At 72.4% G+C, this 16266-nt stretch carries 13 protein-coding genes; 6 read left to right on the top strand and 7 right to left on the bottom strand.

Features of this window, described 5'->3' with window-relative positions; translation table 11 throughout:
• Positions 1 to 15: 15 nt before the first annotated feature.
• Positions 16 to 2838, bottom strand: coding sequence for a penicillin acylase family protein (locus HYQ63_RS09500; RefSeq protein WP_179933417.1), 2823 nt, complete (start codon positions 2836 to 2838; stop codon positions 16 to 18).
• A 188-nt stretch (positions 2839 to 3026) separates the two neighbouring features.
• Between HYQ63_RS09500 and HYQ63_RS09505 the strand changes: the two genes are divergently transcribed.
• Both HYQ63_RS09505 and HYQ63_RS09510 read left to right on the top strand, forming a co-directional pair.
• Positions 3027 to 3644: a hypothetical protein gene (locus HYQ63_RS09505; protein ID WP_179933418.1), complete on the top strand. Its 618-nt coding sequence runs from the start codon at positions 3027 to 3029 to the stop codon at positions 3642 to 3644.
• A gap of 190 nt (positions 3645 to 3834) precedes the next feature.
• Positions 3835 to 4296, top strand: coding sequence for a MaoC family dehydratase (locus HYQ63_RS09510; RefSeq protein ID WP_179933419.1), 462 nt, complete (start codon positions 3835 to 3837; stop codon positions 4294 to 4296).
• Between the two features lie 56 nt (positions 4297 to 4352).
• On the opposite strand, the gene HYQ63_RS09515 is transcribed toward HYQ63_RS09510, so the two are convergent.
• Complete coding sequence (locus tag HYQ63_RS09515) at positions 4353 to 4988, bottom strand: TetR/AcrR family transcriptional regulator (protein WP_179933420.1); 636 nt, start codon at positions 4986 to 4988, stop codon at positions 4353 to 4355.
• Between the two features lie 72 nt (positions 4989 to 5060).
• Here HYQ63_RS09515 and HYQ63_RS09520 point away from each other — a divergent pair, with 72 nt between their 5' ends.
• Entirely contained in the window at positions 5061 to 5579 is a 519-nt protein-coding gene (locus HYQ63_RS09520; protein WP_179933421.1) for a DUF402 domain-containing protein, read from the top strand.
• A 28-nt stretch (positions 5580 to 5607) separates the two neighbouring features.
• Here the strand turns inward: HYQ63_RS09520 and HYQ63_RS09525 are convergent, their stop codons facing one another.
• The 5 genes from HYQ63_RS09525 to HYQ63_RS09545 form a co-directional block, all read right to left on the bottom strand.
• Positions 5608 to 6711, bottom strand: coding sequence for a Zn-dependent alcohol dehydrogenase (locus HYQ63_RS09525; RefSeq protein ID WP_179933422.1), 1104 nt, complete (start codon positions 6709 to 6711; stop codon positions 5608 to 5610).
• Positions 6708 to 8045: an MFS transporter gene (locus tag HYQ63_RS09530; protein ID WP_179933423.1), complete on the bottom strand. Its 1338-nt coding sequence runs from the start codon at positions 8043 to 8045 to the stop codon at positions 6708 to 6710. Before HYQ63_RS09530 ends, HYQ63_RS09525 begins: the two co-directional genes overlap by 4 nt.
• Before the next feature lie 3 nt (positions 8046 to 8048).
• Positions 8049 to 9491 (bottom strand): CitMHS family transporter, encoded by a 1443-nt coding sequence (locus tag HYQ63_RS09535; RefSeq protein ID WP_179933424.1) that lies wholly within the window; start codon positions 9489 to 9491, stop codon positions 8049 to 8051.
• A 119-nt stretch (positions 9492 to 9610) separates the two neighbouring features.
• The gene (locus HYQ63_RS09540; RefSeq protein ID WP_179933425.1) at positions 9611 to 11866 is read right to left on the bottom strand and encodes a molybdopterin oxidoreductase family protein; all 2256 of its coding nucleotides are present in this window, start codon (positions 11864 to 11866) and stop codon (positions 9611 to 9613) included.
• Positions 11867 to 12005: 139 nt separating this feature from the next.
• A complete protein-coding gene (locus tag HYQ63_RS09545; protein ID WP_179933426.1) occupies positions 12006 to 12650 on the bottom strand; it encodes a TetR/AcrR family transcriptional regulator in 645 nt (214 codons plus the stop codon).
• Between the two features lie 65 nt (positions 12651 to 12715).
• On the opposite strand from HYQ63_RS09545, the gene hmgA reads away from it, so the two are divergent.
• The 3 genes from hmgA to HYQ63_RS09560 all read left to right on the top strand — a co-directional run bounded on the left by hmgA (position 12716) and on the right by HYQ63_RS09560 (position 16215).
• A complete protein-coding gene (gene hmgA, locus HYQ63_RS09550; RefSeq protein WP_179933427.1) occupies positions 12716 to 14053 on the top strand; it encodes a homogentisate 1,2-dioxygenase in 1338 nt (445 codons plus the stop codon).
• 60 nt (positions 14054 to 14113) lie between these two features.
• Entirely contained in the window at positions 14114 to 14863 is a 750-nt protein-coding gene (locus HYQ63_RS09555; RefSeq protein WP_063733953.1) for a GntR family transcriptional regulator, read from the top strand.
• A 185-nt stretch (positions 14864 to 15048) separates the two neighbouring features.
• On the top strand, positions 15049 to 16215 hold the full coding sequence (locus tag HYQ63_RS09560) for a type ISP restriction/modification enzyme (protein WP_179939905.1): 1167 nt from the start codon (positions 15049 to 15051) through the stop codon (positions 16213 to 16215).
• The last annotated feature ends 51 nt before the right edge of the window (positions 16216 to 16266 follow it).

The raw sequence follows: 16266 nt of genomic DNA on the forward strand, positions 1-16266 counted from the left end.
ACCGGAACTGCGCGCTCAGCGGTGGCGTGCGAACTCCACCACTTGCTGGAAGGTGGGCCGGTTCTGCCAGCTGATCTTGTCGTGGGTCAGTCCGCCGACCGTGCGCTGGATGATGGAGTCCGCGCACCACTGGTCGCCCGCCGCGCAGTTGTCGTCGCCGGGATAGACCTCGGTGGCGGGCTTGGCGGCGGCCTGCTTGAGGCTGCTCAGCAGGGCGTCACGGCAGGCGCTCAGCTCGCCGCCGCCGCAGTACCGCTTGGCGAGCGGCCCCTTGACGTCCTCGCCGAGCACCGCGCGCAGGTCCTTGTCGACGTAAGACCACCAGCCGTACTGGAAGGACGACCCGGCGTGCGAACCGGTCGGCCCGTGGCCCGCCGAGGGCGCTTCGTCCACGCTCAGGTTGGTGCGCAGCGCGTCGTACAGCTCGCCGCCAAGACCCGGCTTGAACTCGGCCTCGACCAGCAGCGGCCACCACGCGTCCATGATGCGCACGGCGTCCGCGTGACCGTAGGTTTTCGATCCGCCGCTGGTCTCGCGGCGCTGTGAGCCCGCCGCCTGCCAGGACTCCAGCCGCTGTACGGCGGTGGCGAGCGCCGGGTCGTCGATCGGCTTGCTGCGCAGCACCTTCAGCAGCTCCGGCAGCACGTCCTCGCCGCGCAGATCGGTGACGGCGGCCTCGGCCATCGCCCGGGTGAGCGCGGCGCGGGTCACCCCGCCCTTCGTGACCAGGGCGCGCACCCGGTCGTCGAGGAGGTCGCCGCGGTGCACGGAGCCGTTGCCGAAGCCCGCCGCGCTGTAGTCCTTGGCGAGCTTGTTGTTCCAGCTGATGTAGTAGTCCTGGTCGATGGACTGGGGGTGTTCGGCGGGCGGGGTGTACGCGGCGGTGTTGTGCGCCGGGTCGAAGTCCCGCCACTCGTACGCCTGGTCGGCCTTGACGGGCAGCGACGGGTCGACGCCGTCGGCGCGCCGCATGTTGAGTCCGCTGTTGTAGTAGGCGGCCTGCCGGGAGTCGGCGTAGAACCAGTTGAAGGTGTAGTTGATGTGCTGGGCGGCGTTCTGGAAGGACTTCGCGTCGGTCACGTAGCCCGGATCGTTGAGCATCTGGAAGCCGATGATCGAGTCGGCCTCGTGGCGGTAGGTGGCGCGCAGCGAGGTGTAGGCGACCGGTTTGCCGCCGACCGTGGCGCGATGGGTGACGAGCCCGTACTTGGTGCGGTACACCTGCATCCGGTAGGAGCCCGCGGCGGTGGAGTCGGCGACCGTGGGCTTCCAGGCGTTGCGCCGCTCCAGCTTGTCCATGGGCAGGCAGTCGCCGTGGTAGCGGTAGTACGTCGAGTCCTTGGACGGGGCGGAGCCGTCCGGTGAGCACAGCTCGACCGCGTAGGTGTCGGTGACGTCCTGGGCGGAGGTGGTGGCGCTCCACGCGTAGTCCTGGCCGCGCCCGAGCTGGACGTACATGCCGACGCCCGCGAAGGAGGCGCCGCGGGCGCTGATCCCGGGGCCCTGGAGCTCCTGGAGCATCAGCAGCTGCGGGGCGAAGTAGCCGGTCTGCGGGCCGAAGACGGCGACCGGGTGGCCGCTGGCGGTGTACTTGCCGGAGACGACGAGCGCGTTGGACATGCCCTTCTTGCGGCTGAACAGATCGCGGGGCAGCACCCCGTCGTCGTAGATGCCGCGCAGCTTGTCGAGCTTCGCGGGCGCCTTGACCGTGGTGCGGGCCTTGGCCTTGGCCGGGGTGGCGCTGCCCTCGCGGTCGTACACGAGCTGTTCGGCGCTGACGGAGCCGGGGTCGGGCAGAGCGGTGCCCTTGGCCGTGACGGGCTTGTCCGCGTACGGGAAGGCGCCGTCGCGGACGGTCAGCACGGCCTCGGGGTCGTTGCGCTGCCGGAAGGACTCCCACACCTTGGTGCCCTCTTCGAGGCCGTACTTCTGCTGGGCGGCGAGCAGCGACAGCGCGCCCTCCACCTCGCCGCCCCCGCCGTTGCCGAAGAGCGCGCCGACGACGGAGGCCAGGGCTATCAGGTCGGTGAGCTTGAACGGCTGGATCTCACCGGCGTTGGTGATCGCGTCGATGTGCCCGGTGAGCACGTACTCGCCGGGGAAGTAACGGCCGTCCTTCGCCTTCTTGGCGTAGGCGTTGATGCCGTCGACGTACGCCTGGGCATCGGCCAGCGCTTGCTTTCCGCGCTCGCCGCCGGTGGCCAGGATGTAGTCGATCTGCGCCTGATAGTCGGCCTCGGTATACGGCGCCTGGCGGAAGAAGTCTTGTTCCAGGCCCTGGTTGGATGCGGCGCCCCCGGCGAAGGAGGTCAGCTCGCCGCGTCCCACATGACGGAAGAGATCCATCAGCCACAGCCGGTCCTGGGCGGCGGCGTATCCGGCGCCGAACTCGGTGCCCTCGCGGGTGGTGCCCTGGATATGCGGGACGCCGGTCTTCTTGTCCCGGGTGATCGTGACGTCGTCGCGGGGCTTGGTGACCGACTCGACCTGGTCCGCCGGGACCCCGAACGACGAGTCGTTGAAGAAGGTGTTCAGCTTGTCGTCGGTGAGCGTGGGATAGCCCTGGGCCAGGTCGTTGTACGGGCCGAGCTGGTCGGCGCTGTGCGCGGGGCGGGTGCCGAACACCCGGTTGGCGAGGATGTCGGCCAGTGTCGCGTTGCCGGTCGCGCCGGGCGGCAGGATGTCGGAGCACTGTCCGCCGCAGTAGTCGGTGGCGGCCGGGGCGGCGGGCGCCGCCTGGGCCTCTTGCGGCAGTGGGGCCGCGAACGTGGCGCCGAGCGCCAATACCGCGGCCGCGGCGACGGCGACACGGGTGAGCTTGCCGGTTCTGAAACGCATATCCGCTCCTCCCGGATGCAGTTGAGGGGGAGGTTACCGGCGGTACAACAACGCCGGAAGATGAGCGGCCGTCAACTTCCTTCCGGCGATTGCTCCGCGACTTTCTGGAAACACGATGGATCCGGATCGCGCTGCGTTACGTCCATTCGACAACGAGTCGGGTCCGCACAACGCGGAGGTGGTAAGAAGTGGCCGGTTTCAGAGCACTCGCACGAGAGGTTCGCAATCCACGCAGACACGTCACCGCCCGGCGCACCTCGCTGCGCAAATGCCTGGAACGGTTCGCGCCGTACGGGCACCGGGCGACCTGGCACCATCTGTGCACCAGGACCGGGATCACCCCGGAGGACCGTCAGCCTGAACCCACACGTTTGATCACGGCACTCGAAGAACTCGAGGAGGCCCGCACCCTGTGGCTCGCGTACGAGGCGGACTTCGCCGCCCGGCGCAGGCTGGAGAAACACCACGGCATCCGTCAGCCCAGTGCCGTCGACGACTGGCACCTGCACACCTGGGGCGGCTGCGACATCATGCCGTGCGAATCTCCCTCGACCCATCCCGACGGCCGCCTCGCCGACGTCCTGCGGCGGCTGATCGTGGCCATGGAGGCGGGCCCGGGATCGGCCTGCCCGGTCTGCGCCCAGGAACGGCTGGTCTGGCGGGAGGACCTGGACCGCTATCCCGCGGCCGGACCGGTCTGCGAGGACTGCGGCATCGTGGTGCCGGTTCCGCTGCTCACCACCGAGGCACTGACGGCCTCCCGGCGCGCCGCCCGCGCGACGGTGACGCGGTACGCGGCGGCCTGAGGCCGCCCGGCCCCGGACCGGGGGCGCGCTCGCCGGTGCCCGGCGGGCGCGCCCCGAAAGCCGAGGGGGCGCCCCGAACGCCGAGGCCATGCGGATGGCGGGTGGCCGGGAACGTTGACAGGAGCCAGGTCACCCGAGCATGCTGAGCAGTCGCTTAGCCGCATCGCGAGTCGCCCGGGAGGCAGCACACATGGCAGAGCCCAGGATCTTCACCTCGCCCGAGGAACTGCGCGCCGCGGTCGGCGAGGAACTCGGCCCCAGCGACTGGCTGGAGATCGACCAGAAGCGGATCGACCTGTTCGCCGAGGCGACCGGCGACCACCAGTGGATCCACGTCGACCCCGAGAAGGCCGCCGCCGGGCCCTTCGGCACGACCATCGCGCACGGCTATCTGACGCTGTCCCTGCTGCCGCACTTCAGCCCGCAGCTGCTGCGCGTCGAGGGCGTACGGATGGGCGTCAACTACGGCTCGAACAAGGTCCGCTTCCCCTCCCCCGTCCCGGTCGGCTCCCGCCTGCGCGCCACGGGCCGCATCGCGGAGGTGGCCGAGGTGAAGGACGGAATCCAGGTGACGCTCACGGTCACCGTCGAGAGCGAGGGCGGCGCCAAACCGGCCTGCGTCGCGGAAACGGTGTCCCGCTTCTACCTGTAGGCGCCTCCAGGAACCTCCAGGCGCCTCCAGGGACCTCTAGACACCTCTAGGAGCCTCTAGGAGCCCGCGCCTTCCGCGCCGACCATGCGCAGCACCAGCCCGGCGTAGAGGTCACCGACCTCGTCGGGGGTGCTGCGCCCCCGCGCGTTGAACCAGCGGGCGACATCGATGCACAGCGACAGCACCGCGACCGTGGTGCCCCGCACATCCGGCACGTCGAAGGCGCCCGCCCGCACCCCGTCCTCGATGATCGAGCGCACCGCCGCGTCCGTGGCCCGGCGCATGGCGATGACCTCGGCGTGGTGCTCCTCCCCGAGCGCGCCCAGCTCGTACTGCACCACGCGCGCGGTCATGTGGTGCTCGGCGTGCCACCGCACGAAGCCCCGCACCGCGGTGGCCAGCCGCTCGGCGGGGGCCCCTTCCCCGTCCCGCGCCTCCTCCAGGATGTCCAGCGCGAGCCGGTGGCCGACCTTGCTGATCTGGTAGAGCAGCTCTTCCTTGGTCTTGTAGTGGATGTAGAGGGCGGCCGGACTCATCCCGGCGCGCCCGGCGATGTCCCGCGTGGTGGTGGCGTGATAGCCCCGCTCGGCGAAGGCGTGCACGGCGGCGCTCACCAGCCGTCGGGCCGCGTCCGGCGTAATGTCTCCCCACGCCTCGGCCCGGCCCCCGGCGTTCTTCCGCTCCACGTCCATGGCGGACACCCTACACGGAGGGTGAGCAAGCGCTTAGGACACGTCTCCGAGGCGCACGTTAGGATCCCCCGCATGTCATCTCAGGTCCAGGTCAACTACCGGAAGTACGACGGCACTCTGCACTGGAACCTGCGTATGCGCAGGCTGGGGGAGGACGAGCACGGGGTGTGGCTGGGGCTGCCCGCCGACTCGGTGATGCGCAAGGGGGACGGCCCCGAGGTGCCCATCGAGTGCGCGCATGTGATCCTCTTCCCGCGCGGGACGTGGTGGACCGCTGTGTTCAACGCGCCGCCCCGCTCGACCGAGGTGTACTGCGACATCACCACTCCGGTGGAGTGGGTCTCCCCGGACGAGGTCACCATGGTCGACCTGGATCTGGACGTGCTCCGGAAGCGGGCCGACGGGGCGACGCTGCTGGTGGACGAGGACGAGTTCGCGGAGCACCAGGTGCGGTACGGGTATCCGGCGGACGTCATCGCGCAGGCCGAGGCGGCGGGGCGGTGGCTGATGGACGCGGTCGGGGGTGGCGCCGAACCGTTCGGGAAGGCGTACCGCCCGTGGCTGGCCATGGTGGCGGACGAACACGCCTAGAGAACACCCAAAAGACGCCTAGACACCCCTAGAAGACGACGAGGGCCCGCCCTCCGCGTCCCGCGAGCATCGCGTCGAAGGCCGCCGGGATGCCGTCCAGGCCGATGCGCTCGGTCACCAGGGCCGACGGGTCGAGCCGTCCCGCGCGGATGTGCTCGGCGAGGACGGGGAGGTCGCGGGCGGGGTCGCTGTTGCCGTAGACGCAGCCGGAGAGGGTGCGGCCGAAGTAGAACAGCTCCAGCGCCGAGAAGGTGACCTGCTGGTCCTTGCCGCCGATGCCGACGACGGTCGTCCGGCCGCCGCGGCGGGTGGCGGACCAGGCGGCGCGGATGGTGTCGGCGCGGCCGACGCATTCGATGGCGACGTCGGCGCCGTGGCCGCCGGTGAGCGCGCGGATCCGCTTGGCCGGGCCGGCGTCGCCGGTGCCGTCGCCGGTGCCGGTGAGGACGAACTCGGTCGCGCCCGCCGCGCGGGCCAGTTCCTCCTTCGCCGGTGATACGTCCACCGCGACGATCGTCCCGGCGCCCGCGAGGCGCGCCGCCTGGAGCACGGCCAAGCCGACCCCGCCGAGGCCGAAGACGGCGACGGACTCGCCGGGCCGTATCTGGGCGCTGTGGTGGACGGCGCCGTACCCGGTGAGCACCGCGCACCCCAGCAGGGCGCCGTCGGTGAGCGGTACGCCGTCCGGCAGCGGGAGCACGGCGTGCGCCGGTACGACGGTCTCCTCGGCGAACGCGGCCGTGCCCAGCCCCGGGTACAGCGCGCTGCCGTCGGCGGTGAGCGTGGCGTACGGCAGCGCCGCGGCGTCCCCGGCCTTGGCGCACAGCCAGGGCTCGCCGAGCCCGCAGTAGTGGCATCTCCCGCAGGACGGGGCCCAGTTGAGGATGACGGCGTCGCCCGGGGCGATCCCCGTCACGCCGTCGCCGACCGCCGTCACGGTGCCCGAGCCCTCGTGGCCGAGGACGGCGGGGACGGGCTGGCGGAGCGTTCCGTCGGACAGCGACAGGTCCGAGTGGCACACCCCGGCCGCGGCGAGCCGCACCCGCACCTGTGCCGGTCCGGGGTCGGGGATCTCGATGTCCTGGACGCTGAGCGGCGTGCCGAGGGCGGGGAGGACGGCGGCGCGGGTCATGGTGGGGGCTCCTCGGGGTCGGTGCGGGCCGATGTTTCCTCCCCCGGCCCGCACCTCCCCGAAACCGCGCTCCGCTCCTCCTCAGCCGCGCGCGGGGGTTTGCGCGCCTCCGGAACGGCCGGAGGGACCGCCGTGTCCGCGGCACGCCTCAGGGGCCGTACGGCTATCGCCGCCGAGCCGAGCAGCAGCAGCACGCCGAGCATGACGAAGGGGGCGGCGGTGCCCGCGAGTCCGGCGAGCAGTCCGGCCGAGGCGGGCGCGGCGACCTGGCCGAGGCGGTTGCCGGTGAGCCGCAGCGCGAGGGCGGTGCTGCGCGCCTCGTCGGGCGCGGCCTGGACGACCGTGGACATGGACAGCGGCTGGCCGACGCCGAGGCAGAAGCCGAGCGCGGCGAGCAACACGCCGAGTGCCCAGGCGGGCAGCGGCAGGGCGACGGCCGCGCACAGCAGCCCGGCGCCCAGACAGCTGACGGCCATCAGCACGGTCCGGCCCATCAGCCGGATCATCGGGGTCATCACCAGGCGGCAGGCGACGGTGGCGGCGGCGCGCAGGCTGAGCAGCAGGCCGACGACGGCGGGCGAGATGGCGCGCTGTTCGCCGACGACGGGCAGGTAGGCGGTGAGGATGTCGGTGGCGGAGAGCACGGCGAGGCTGATGAAGATGCCGGAGGCGACCCCGCGGGTGCGCAGGATGCCGAACACCGGCACCCGCCGGGAGGGGGACGCGTCGGCAGTCTTCTTCAGCAGCCCCTCCGCCGGGCGGTGCTCGATCCGCCACAGCGAGGTGACCGAACAGGCCGCGACGGCGGCGGCGACGAAGAGCGCGGCGGCGCTGGTGCGGGCCAGCGCGCCGTCGTGGCCGGAGACGAGCTGTCCGGCGGCGATCGGCCCGATGAGCTGGCCGAGCGAGGCGCCGACGGTGAAGTGGCCGAAGTTGCGGTCCTGGTCGGCGGGGGCGCTCTGCCGGGCGACGATGGACTGGGCACCGATGACGAAGGACAGATGGCCCAGCCCCATCACCCCGCTCCACGCGGCCATTTCGGGCAGTGAGCCCGCGGTGCCGCTGAGCCCGCATCCGGCGGCGATGAGCACGACCCCGATCGGCAGCAGCGGGGCGCACCGGCCGTGGTCGGTGCGCCGCCCCAGCGGTACGGCGGCGAACAGCGGCAGCAGCGCGTAGATGCCCGCGATCACGCCGACCGCGCGGGCGTCGGCGCCCAGCGCGAGAGCCCGGTAGGAGACGGCCGGTCTCGCCATGCTCACCGCCCCCTGTGCGAAGGAGAAGGCGATGACCAGGCGCAGCAGCCAGCCCCTACCGGGCTCCGAAGTCGTCACGGGTCAGATGATGCCGAACGCGAGTCCGGCGGCCAGCACCACCAGGGACGTGAGCACCGCCCATTTGACCGTGAAGCGGGTGTGGTCGCCGAATTCGACCTTGGCCATGCCGACGAGCACATAGACGGCGGGGACCAGCGGGCTCGACATGTGCAGCGCCTGGCCGACGAGCGAGGCGCGGGCAATCTCCAGTGCGGAGACGCCGTGGGTGTGGCCCGCCTCGGCGAGGATCGGCACGATGCCGAAGTAGAAGCCGTCGTTGGACATGAAGTAGGTGAACGGGATCGACAGCAGACCGGTGATCAGGCCCATCTGCGGACCCATGGCGTCGGGGACGCCGTCGACGACCCAGCGGGCCATGTTCTCGACCATGCCGGTGCCGGTCAGGACACCGGTGAAGACGGCGGCGGCGAAGACCATGCCGGAGACGTTGACGACGTTCTCGGCGTGAGCGGCGACCCGGGCCTTCTGGTCGGCCATGCGCGGGAAGTTGACCGTGAGCGCGATGGCGGCGGCCAGCAGGAAGAGGACGGGGATGTCCAGCGTCTCGGTGATCATCAGGGCCAGCAGGGCGACGGTGAGCGCCGCGTTGAACCAGTAGAGCTTGGGACGCAGGGTGGCGCGGTTCGGGTCGAGGCCCTTGAACTCGTCGTCGTCCTCGGCCGGGCCGCTCGCCGCCGGGCCGCCCGCGGGGGCCTCCGCGTCCGTACCGCCGCCGGCGCCGCCGGTGCGCTTGCCCTGCTTGCCCAGGCTGATGCCCTTGCCGCTGCCGCCGCCGGCCCCCACGAGCACCGTCTCCGGGTCGCCCGCGGTGACCTCGTCGAGGGTCAGCACACCGAGGCGCTTGCGCTCGCGCAGTCCGAGGCCGTACGAGAGGGCGAAGACGAAGAGCAGACCGACCGCGAGGGCGGGGATCATCGGGACGAAGATGTCGCTCGCGTCGACCTTGAGCGCGGCGGCGGCGCGGGCGGTGGGACCGCCCCAGGGGAGCGTGTTCATGACACCGTTGGCCATGGCGGCGACACCGGTCATCACGACCAGGCTCATCTTCAGCTTCCGGTAGAGCGGCACCATCGCCGACACCGTGATCATGAAGGTGGTGGAACCGTCGCCGTCGAGCGAGACGATCGCCGCGAGCACCGCGGTGCCGACCACTATCCGCATCGGGTCCGCCTTGCAGAACCGCAGGATGACGCGGACGATCGGGTCGAAGAGACCGACGTCGATCATCACCCCGAAGTAGATGATCGCGAAGAACAGCATCGCGGCGGTGGGTGCCAGCTCCCCGATGCCATCGATGACGTAATCACCGAGGTGCGCCCCCTTCCCGACAAGGACGCAGAACAGCGCCGGGATGAGCACCAGTGCCCCCATCGGGGACATCTTCTTCGTCATGATCAAAACAAGGAATGTAGCGATCATGACGAAACCGAGGATTGTCAGCATGTGGCTACCTCACGTTCGCCTTTGAACTCCCCCAGATTTGGCGGTCGAGGCGACGCTAGGTGGCGCAACTTCGCGTTAACAAGGTCTTGACGCGTGAGCAATAAGCGCAAAACCCCAGGTCAATCCCCTTGGGCGGCCATGGTCACGGTGAGCGGAAGGGCCGTCACCCGCACCGGGCACCCGTTGAGCACCGCCGTTCCCGAGAGCGGATCCAGCCGGGAGCGGTCGATGAGCTGATTGACGTTGACCCCCGGATCGGCCCCCGCGACCGCGAGCCGGGTGCCGGGGCGGGCATGGCCCCAGCCGTGCGGCAGGCTCACCACCCCGGTGCGCACCGCGTCCGTCACCTCCACCGGCACCTCCAGTGCGCCCCCGTCGCCGGTGACCCGGGCGAGCCCGCCGTCGGCCAGCCCGAGCCGCGCCGCGTCGTCCGGGTGCACCTGGAGCGTGCAGCGGTTGCTGCCGCCCATCAGCGCCGGGACGTTGTGCATCCAGCTGTTGTTGGAGCGCAGATGGCGGCGGCCGACCAGGAGCAGCTCGTCGGGCCGCGCGGCCAGCGCCCCGCGCAGCCGCCCCACATCGGCGGCGATCGGCTCCGGGCACAGCTCCACCGTGCCGCTGCGGGTCTTCAGCAGCCCGGGGATGCGGGGGCTCAGCGGTCCGAGGTCGATGCCGTGCGGATGGGCGAGCACCTTCTCCAGGGTGAGCCCGTCGGGGTCGGCACCGAAGCCCTCGCCGTACGGGCCGAGGCGCAGCATCATGTCCAGCCGCCGTTCGGCGCCGGTGAGCCCGGTCAGCCCGGCGGCGAGTTCGGCGGCGTCGCGCCCGTACACCGGCGCGGTGGGATCGGCGACGGCCTTGCCGAGCGTCGTGCCGATCACCATGTCGTCCACGGTCGCCGGGTCGGCGCCGTGCTGCCCGCTCAGACACAGCACCAGCCGGGCCAGGATCTCGGTCTCGCACATCCGGTCCGGGTCGAGCGGGATCGCGGGGCGGGTGTAGCGGACCTGGTTGCGGACGGCGAAGCCGTTGAAGGCGTAATCGAAGTGCGGGCTCTGGCTGGGCGGGGGCGGCGGCAGCACGACATGGGCGTGGCGTGAGGTCTCGTTGAGGTACGGGTCGACGCTGACCATGAAGTCGAGCCCGGCCAGGGCCCGGTCGAGCCGGTCGCCGTCCGGCGCGGACAGCACGGGGTTCCCCGCGACCGCCAGCAGCGCCCGTATCCGCCCCTCGCCCTCCGTCTCGATCTCCTCGGCGAGCGCGACGGCGGGCAGCTCGCCCTTCGCCTCGGGGTGGCCGCTGACCCTGCTGTGCCAGCGGCCGAGCGCGAACCCCTTCCCGGGCGCCGCCGGGCGCTTCCACCCGCCGGTCGCGGAGAGCGGGAACATCATGCCGCCGGGCCGGTCGAGATTCCCGGTGAGGGCGCCCAGGACGTCGACCAGCCAGCTGGTGAGCGTGCCGAACTCGACCGTGCTGGAACCGACGCGCCCGTACGCCACGGCCCGGGGCGCGGCGGCGAATTCGCGGGCGAGGCCGCGGATCTCCTCCGCGGGTACGTCACACGCCTCGGCCACGGCCTCCGGGGTGAAGCCCGCGGCCAGGCCCTTGACCTCCTCGATGCCGCTGAGGTGCGCGCCGAGTGCCCCGGGGGCCACCAGCCCCTCGTCGAACAGCACCGACACCATGGCGAACAGCAGCAGCGCGTCCGTGCCGGGCCGGATCGCCACATGACGGTCGGCCAGCTTGGCGGTGCGGGTACGCCGCGGATCGATCACCACCAGCTTGCCGCCGCGCCGCCGCAGGGCGCGCAGGCGGCCGGGGAAGTCGGGGGCGGTACAGAGGCTGCCGTTGGAGTCCAGGGGGTTGGCGCCGATCATGAGGAGGTGGTCCGTACGGTCCAGATCGGGCACCGGGATGGCGAAGGCGTCCCCGTACATCAGCCCGCTGGAGACGTGCTTGGGCATCTGGTCGAGGGTGCTCGCGGTGAAGACGTTGCGGGTGCGCAGGGTGCCGAGCAGCACCGGCGCGAAGAGCGCCCCGGCCACGGTGTGGACCGTGGGGTTGCCGAGGACGACACCGGTGGACTGCGGTCCGTGGCTCCGGAGGACCTCCCCGAACCCCTCCGCGACGGCGGCGAACGCCTCCTCCCACGACGCCTCCCGGAGCTGCCCGTCCCGTCGCACGAGGGGCCCCCGCAGCCGGTCGGGGTCGCCGTCCAGCTCCCCGAACGAGGCGCCCTTGGGGCAGATGAACCCCCGGCTGAAGACGTCCTCGGCATCGCCGCGCGCCCGGGTGACCGTGCCGTCCTCGATGGTCAGGGTGAGCCCACAGGTGGCCTCGCAGAGCGGGCAGATACGCAGGGCGGTACGGCTCATCGGTCCCTCCCGGGGACGGTACGGCTGCGACGGCGCCTTACCATACCGGCCGGTATGCCGCCGGGGTACCGCTCGCGCGGGCCGTTCATCGCGCGCTGTCCGTCGCGCCTGTTCAGCGCGCGCTGTTCATTGCGCGCTGTTAATCGAGCACGCGCGCCAGATACGCCCGCAGCAGCTCCTTCGTCTCGGCCACGACCGCCGGGTCCCCCTCCGGGTCCACCCGGAAGGCGAGCCGCAGCAGCGCGTCCGCCGTCTCGACCGCGAGCAGGAACGCGACCCGCAGGCGCTCGTCGGCCTCGGCGGTGCCGTCGATGCCCAGCGGTTCGGCGAGGAGGGCGCGGAGGCGGTCGGCCACCAGGTGGTTGGGCTGGTCGGGCAGGCCGGTCGCCGGAACCGGCATGCCGAACTCGACGAGCGCGAAGCCGGGCGCGCCGCGCTTCATCTCCAGGTATTCGTCCACGACGATGTCCATCGCGGCACGCCAGTCGCTCCCGTCCGCCCCGGCCCCGGCCAGCCGCCGGGTGATGCGCGCGGCGTACTCGTCGAGGTTGCGGTGGGCCAGGGCCTCGGCCATCGCCCGTTTGTTGGAGAAGAAGCGGTAGACGGAGCCGATGGGCACCTGGGCGCGCTCGGCTACCGCGCGGGTGCTCAGCTGCTCATAGCTCATCTCGTCGAGCAGCTCGGCGCAGGCGTCGAGGATCCGGCCGAGGCGTTCGGCGCTGCGGCGCTGGACCGGTGGGCGGCGGAGAGGCGGTATGGGCACGCCACCATCCTGCCCGATCATTGACGTAAGCCCTCTTCGATTCCTATCGTCGGACAGAGGATTCGTCGGAGCGTCGGGAGCACGCCATGGGCGAGGGCACGGGGATCGAGCGAGCGCGCAAGACCGCCGAAGGGCTGGCCTACGCCTCCGGGTTCGGCAACGAGCACAGCAGCGAGGCAGTCCCCGGCGCACTGCCCGTCGGCCGCAACTCGCCCCAGCGCGCCCCGCTCGGGCTGTACGCGGAGCAGCTGAGCGGCACCGCCTTCACCGAGCCGCGCGCCCACAACCGCCGCTCCTGGCTGTACCGCATCCGTCCCTCGGCCGCGCACCCGCCGTTCGTCCGCATCGACAACGGCACCCTGAGCGGCGCCCCCTTCACCGACTCCGCCCCGGACCCCAACCGGCTGCGCTGGGACCCGCTGCCGGAGCCCGCCGGGCCCACCGACTGGCTGTCCGGCCTGTGGACGCTGGGCGGCAACGGGGACGCCACCCAGCGCACCGGCATGGCCATCCACCTCTACGTCGCCGACGCGCCCATGACCGACCGGGTCTTCAGCGACGCGGACGGCGAGCTGCTGATCGTCCCCGAGCGCGGCGGGCTGCTGCTCCACACCGAGCTGGGGCTGCTGCGCGCCGAGCCGGGCCATGTCGCGCTCATCCCGCGCGGGGTGCGCTTCCGGGTCGAGCCGCTCGACGCCTGCGTCCGCGGCTACGTCTGCGAGAACTACGGCCGCCCCTTCGTCCTCCCCGACCTCGGCCCGATCGGCGCCAACGGGCTGGCCAACGCCCGCGACTTCCTGGCCCCCGTCGCGGCGTACGAGGACGTGGAGCGCCCGGTGGAGGTGGTCAACAAGTTCTGCGGCAACCTATGGGCCGCGACGTACGACCACTCCCCCCTCGACGTCGTCGCCTGGCACGGCAACCACGTGCCGTACGTATACGATCTGCGCCGTTTCAACGTCATGGGCACCATCAGCTACGACCACCCCGACCCGTCCATCTTCACGGTGCTCACCTCGCCGTCCGACACCCCCGGGCTCGCGGGCGTCGACTTCGTGGTCTTCGCGCCGCGCTGGCTGGTCGGCGAGGACACCTTCCGGCCGCCGTACTTCCACCGCAACGTGATGAGCGAGTACATGGGCCTGATCGAGGGCGCGTACGACGCCAAGACGGCCGGTCCGGGCGGCTTCGTCCCCGGCGGCGGCTCGCTGCACAACATGATGTCGGCGCACGGCCCCGACCACGACACCTTCGAGGCGGCCAGCGCGGCCGAGCTGACGCCCCGGAAGCTGGACGACGGGCTGGCCTTCATGTTCGAGACGCGCTGGCCGGTCACGGCCACCCGGCAGGCGATGGAGTCCGACCGGCTCCAGAGGGCTTACGACGCGGTGTGGGAGGGTCTGGAGCGCCACTTCCGCGCCTGACCGGGCCCGAGTGCCCGTGAACGGCCGTCGCCTGAGTTCCCGTGACCGGAGAGCCGCGTTGTGACCACCTTCGCCCCCGACTCCCTCGCCCTCAACCGCAAGCTCCCGCTCTGGTACCAGGTCTCGCAGTCGCTGCGCGCCTCCATACTCGGCCGCGGGCCCGACGAGCCGCTGCGGCTGCCGACCGAGGACCGGCTCGCCGAGCACTACGGCGTCAGCGTCCTCACCATGCGGCAGGCGCTGAAGGAGCTGGAGTCGGAGGGCCTGATCAGCCGCCACCGGCGGCGCGGCACCTTCATCGAGCCGAGCGCGCGGCGCGGCACACCGGTGCGGCTGCTGGGCTCGGTGGACGCGATCGTGGCCCAGCAGTCCGGCGAGCGGACCACGGTGCTGGAGCACGGCCCGGCGCCGGTCCCGGCGGAGCTCGCGGGGTACTTCCCCGGCCTGGAGGAGGCCGCCTCCTACCGCCGGCTGCGCCGGGACGAGCACGGCGACGAGCCCACCAACTGGGCCGAGAACCTGGTCCGCCCCGAACTGGCCGCCCGCATCGACCTCGCGGACCTGGCGCGCTGGCCGATGACGAAGGTGCTGCGGGACGCGGTGGGGGTGCGGATCAGCCGCATCACCGACACCGTGGAAGCGCGCCTGGCCGATCCCGAGACCGCCCGCCTCCTCCAGATCCCGCTGCTCAGCCCGATCCTCCACTACACGGGGGTGACGTACGACGAGGCGGGCCGCGTGGTCGACGTCGCCCGCATCCACTACCGCGGCGACCGCTTCTCGTTCTCGGTGACGGTGGACGCCGACTGACCACCGCGGTCACGGCGAGTGAGCCGAAGGGCCGAGCACGGTCGACCGTCGACAGGGGCTGAGGCGCCCCGGAGGCGAACCGAGCCCCGAAGACACAGCTACGATGCCCGGGCTGACCGAGTACGTGCCGGGTGAAAGGCGGCAGGGTGACGGCAACCCGAGACGCATCGCTGCTGGCGGATCTCATGCCCTGGTCCGTGCGGCCGCCGCGGTTCGGGCGGGGCTGGGTCGCGGGGCCGGACGCGGGGGCGCTGCGGGCCCGCTGGGCGCGGCTGGTGGGCGCCGGGGACGAGGCCGAGCGGGCGGCGCTGTTCCGGCCGAGCCGCGCCCGTACGCTGCACACCTCCGTACCGCAGCTGCCCGGCCAGGCCACCTCGACCGCCCGGCTGGCCCGCGAGGACGGGCCGTGTCCGGAGCCGGTACGGATCACACACGGGCCGTTCGACCAGCAGTGGCTGATACCGGATCACCGCGTGCTCGACGCCGCCCGCCCCGAGCTGTGGCGGGTCGCGGACGACCGGCAGATCCATGTGGTGGAGGCGGGCGGGCCCGACCCCGACCCGGTGCTCACCTTCTCGGCGCTGCTGCCGGACGGCCACTCCCCCGCCGGGCGCCCCGGGCTGATCCGCCCCCTCTACCGCCGCCCCGGCGGACACGAGCCCAACCTCGCGCCGGGGCTGCTGGCCCACCTCGGTGAGCGGCTCGGCCATCCGGTCGCCGCCGAGGACTTCCTCGCCTGGGCCGCCGCCGCGCACCGGGGCGCGCCGTGCGCCGTACCGCTGACCGCCGACCCCGAGACCTGGGAGACGGGCGTGGAGCTGGGCCGCCGTGCGCTGTGGCTGCACACGCGCGGGGCGCACAGTGGTGAGCGCCCGCGCATGCCGGGCGGCCAGCGCCCGTACGTGCGCGCCGCGCTGCCCGAGCGCGGGCTGCCGGACACGATCGGTTACGACCCGGACGAGGCGGCCCTGCATCTGGGCTCGGGGCGCATCTCCCCCGTACCGCGGACAGCGTGGGAGTGCCACGCGGGCGGGGTGCGGGTGCTGGAGGCGTGGTTCGAGCGGCGTACGGCGCAGGCCGAGCCGGGAACGCTGGAGGCGGTCGGCGCACCGGCCGGATGGCCGCGGGCCTGGACGTCGGAGCTGCTGGAGCTGATCACCGTGCTGGCGCTGCTGGCCGAGCTGCGCCCGGCCCGGGAGGCGCTGGCCGACCGGGTGGCCGGAGGGCCGGTGGTGGGCCCGGAGGAGCTGCGCGCCGCGGGGGTGCTGCCGGTGGCCGCCGGGGCCCGCCGCCCGGCGTCGGTGCTGGACCACCAGGAGGAGGGGCCGGAGGGTCAGTTCGCGCTGCTGTGACCCGCGCGTTGACCCACTGCTACACGACGGGGCGCGACGGCACGCATCCCG

The sequence above is a fragment of the Streptomyces sp. Rer75 genome, from assembly GCF_013414305.1.
GTDB lineage: Bacteria > Actinomycetota > Actinomycetes > Streptomycetales > Streptomycetaceae > Streptomyces > Streptomyces himastatinicus.

Bases quoted from the DNA above. Each gene is read 5' to 3' on its own strand.
- HYQ63_RS09500 (WP_179933417.1), bottom strand. From the start codon at position 2,838: ATGCGTTTCAGAACCGGCAAGCTCACCCGTGTCGCCGTCGCCGCGGCC.
- HYQ63_RS09510 (WP_179933419.1), top strand. From the start codon at position 3,835: ATGGCAGAGCCCAGGATCTTCACCTCGCCCGAGGAACTGCGCGCCGCG.
- HYQ63_RS09515 (WP_179933420.1), bottom strand. From the start codon at position 4,988: ATGGACGTGGAGCGGAAGAACGCCGGGGGCCGGGCCGAGGCGTGGGGA.
- HYQ63_RS09520 (WP_179933421.1), top strand. From the start codon at position 5,061: ATGTCATCTCAGGTCCAGGTCAACTACCGGAAGTACGACGGCACTCTG.
- HYQ63_RS09525 (WP_179933422.1), bottom strand. From the start codon at position 6,711: ATGACCCGCGCCGCCGTCCTCCCCGCCCTCGGCACGCCGCTCAGCGTC.
- HYQ63_RS09535 (WP_179933424.1), bottom strand. From the start codon at position 9,491: ATGCTGACAATCCTCGGTTTCGTCATGATCGCTACATTCCTTGTTTTG.
- HYQ63_RS09540 (WP_179933425.1), bottom strand. From the start codon at position 11,866: ATGAGCCGTACCGCCCTGCGTATCTGCCCGCTCTGCGAGGCCACCTGT.
- HYQ63_RS09545 (WP_179933426.1), bottom strand. From the start codon at position 12,650: ATGATCGGGCAGGATGGTGGCGTGCCCATACCGCCTCTCCGCCGCCCA.
- hmgA (WP_179933427.1), top strand. From the start codon at position 12,716: ATGGGCGAGGGCACGGGGATCGAGCGAGCGCGCAAGACCGCCGAAGGG.
- HYQ63_RS09560 (WP_179939905.1), top strand. From the start codon at position 15,049: ATGCCCTGGTCCGTGCGGCCGCCGCGGTTCGGGCGGGGCTGGGTCGCG.